The sequence below is a fragment of the Ensifer sp. genome (genome assembly GCF_035999185.1).
In the GTDB taxonomy this organism is placed as follows: domain Bacteria; phylum Pseudomonadota; class Alphaproteobacteria; order Rhizobiales; family Rhizobiaceae; genus Ensifer.
The window spans coordinates 1-2594 of sequence record NZ_DASYHB010000091.1 but is presented as its reverse complement, the minus strand read 5'-3'; the positions used below and the strand labels follow the sequence as shown (position 1 = coordinate 2594).

At 62.1% G+C, this 2594-nt stretch carries 3 protein-coding genes and 1 pseudogene; all 4 read left to right on the top strand.

Annotated elements, in window-relative coordinates; genetic code table 11:
- Positions 1–634 (top strand): FtsX-like permease family protein (locus VGO04_RS09065; RefSeq protein ID WP_327495618.1); only part of this gene is annotated, 634 nt, incomplete at its 5' end.
- A gap of 16 nt (positions 635–650) precedes the next feature.
- Positions 651–1337 carry an ABC transporter ATP-binding protein gene (locus VGO04_RS09060; protein ID WP_327495617.1) on the top strand — a complete coding sequence of 229 codons (687 nt, stop codon included), beginning with the start codon at positions 651–653 and terminating at the stop codon, positions 1335–1337.
- Positions 1338–1669: 332 nt separating this feature from the next.
- Positions 1670–1825 (top strand): annotated as a pseudogene (locus VGO04_RS09055) (His/Gly/Thr/Pro-type tRNA ligase C-terminal domain-containing protein); the annotation flags it as partial.
- Between the two features lie 19 nt (positions 1826–1844).
- On the top strand, positions 1845–2594 hold a 750-nt coding region (locus VGO04_RS09050; protein ID WP_327495616.1), incomplete at its 3' end, for an ABC transporter permease.

The window sequence follows — 2594 nt, the reverse complement described above, 5'->3', positions numbered from 1 at the left end:
CTTCATGCCGCTGGAAGAAGCCCAGCTCTACTTCAACGCCGAAGGGCTCGTGCAGTCGATCGAGATTTTCGTCGAACATCCTGACGTCGTGGAAGAGCTGCGCCAGCCGATCGAGGATGCGTCCGGCCGGCAGATCTTCATTACCGACTGGCGCGACCGTAACAAGACCTTCTTCTCGGCGCTCCAGGTCGAGCGCAACGTCATGTTCATGATCCTGACGCTGATCGTGCTGGTCGCCGCGCTGAACATCATCTCCGGCCTGATCATGCTGGTTAAGGACAAGGGAAGCGATATCGCCATCCTTCGAACGATGGGGGCGACGTCCGGGTCAGTCATGCGCATCTTCTTCATGACCGGCGCTGCGATCGGTGTTGCCGGCACGGTTGCCGGCGTGGCGCTCGGCGTCGTCGTCTGCCTCAATATCGAGTCCATCCGGCAGTTCTTCTCCTGGATTTCGGGCACGACGCTCTTCAGTCCCGAGCTCTATTTCCTGAGCCAGCTTCCAGCCGACATGAATGCGGATGAGACCGCGCTCGTCATCGTCATGGCGCTCACTCTTTCCTTCCTCGCCACGATCTTCCCGGCCTGGCGCGCCTCGCGCCTCGATCCGGTGCAGGCCCTGCGTTACGAATGACAAGGACATCGCTTAAATGAATGCGCGTGTGGCACTGCAGCTTTCCGGCGTCGAGCGACACTACGGAGAGGGCGAGACGTTCCTGTCCATTCTCAAGGGCGCTGATTTCACGCTGAGAAGCGGCGAGACGGTGGCGCTGGTCGCGCCGTCGGGAACCGGAAAATCGACCCTCCTGCATGTCGCAGGGTTGCTCGAACGGCCGGATGCGGGGGAGGTGCTCGTCAATGGCGTCTCCTGTGCCGCCCTCAACGATGACAGGCGCACGGCGATCCGCCGCAACGAGATCGGCTTCGTCTACCAGTTTCACCATTTGCTCCCGGAGTTCACGGCTCTCGAGAACATCATGATGCCGCAGCTGATCGCTGGCCTGGGAAAAGCCGAAGCCGGGGAGCGCGCGCGGGCCTTGCTCGACTACATGCGCATCGGCCATCGCGCCGATCATCGCCCGACGGAACTGTCCGGCGGCGAACAGCAGCGTGTCGCCATCGCGCGTGCCGTTGCCAATGCGCCGCTGGTCCTTCTCGCGGACGAACCGACGGGTAACCTTGATCCGGAAACCGCCGGTTACGTCTTTGAAGCGCTGGAGGCGCTCGCGCGTCAGTCCGGCCTTGCGTCCCTGATTGCCACGCACAATCATGAACTCGCCGGTTTGATGGACCGCCGTGTGACGATCGAAGACGGCAAGGTCGTCGAAATGGCGTGATGGTCTGGCGCGCGCGCGGAGTCCACTTCGGACGATTTCTCGCAGTCGCTTGCCGGGCAAACCGTCGCTCGGCTTAATTCTCCACTGACACTGCATTCTCCACTGACACTGCGCAGGACGTTGCCTGCTTAGGTGCTTCTGGTTCAGTCTGCGCGCAGCGGTCGGGCCCGGCGCCGTCCTCGTGCGTCGTGATCGCGCGTGATCCGTTTGGCAGCGCCGTGTCGGAGGGTGCCCATGTGGGCGAGATCGAACTGTTCCCGGATCGTGTCGAGGATGGCTGACTTCAGCGCCAACGTCACGTCATCGCGGCGCAATGAAAGCGGGTGATACCGTTTGCGACGGCCGATCTGATCGGCGTACCAGTCCAGGTGATCGTCGGTCCGCGCTCGATCGCCAATGGCGAAGTCGAGCTCAAGGATCGCAAGACCGGCGAGCGCGAGACGCTGACCGTCGAGGCGGCGATCAACAAGCTGATGGCAACGAAGTGAAAAGACGAGGGAAGGCAGGATGACCGCCGTGACGCAAGATCAGGTGCAGGCTGCGACGCAGCCTGAGACGTCCTCCAGCCGACCTTTTTCCGCCTTCGAGCGCATGGTGGCCTGGCGCTACCTGCGCTCCAGGCGCAAGGAAGCCTTCATCTCGGTGATTGCCGGCTTTTCCTTCATCGGCATCATGTTCGGCGTCGCCACGCTGATCATCGTCATGGCGGTGATGAACGGCTTCCGCACCGAACTCAACTCCCGAATTCTCGGGATCAACGGTCATATGATCGTCCAGCCGATCGACGGTCCGCTCAACAACTACGCGGAACTGGCGACCAAGTTTTCGGGCGTGAAGGGCGTCACCATGGCGATCCCCCTGGTCGAGGGCCAAGTGCTCGCCCAGGGCATTGGCGACAGTTCGACCGGCGCTCTGGTGCGCGGCATCCGCGCCGATGAACTCAGCAAGATGAAGTCGGTCTCCGACCACATCCAGTCCGGCGATCTCGTCGGGTTTGCCTCCGGCTCCGGTGTGGCGATCGGCTCGCGCATGGCCGAGCAACTTGGCATAACGGTCGGCGGCACCATCACGCTGACCTCGCCCAACGGCGACGTCACCCCGCTCGGCATGAATCCCCGCGTCAAGGCCTATACCGTCTCGGCGATCTACGAGATCGGCATGTCGGAATACGATTCGACGATCATCTTCATGCCGCTGGAAGAAGCCCAGCTCTACTTCAACGCCGAAGGGCTCGTGCAGTCGATCGAGATTTTCGTC

Coding starts and splice junctions, on each gene's coding strand:
- VGO04_RS09060 (WP_327495617.1), top strand. CDS start 651: ATGAATGCGCGTGTGGCACTGCAGCTTTCCGGCGTCGAGCGACACTAC.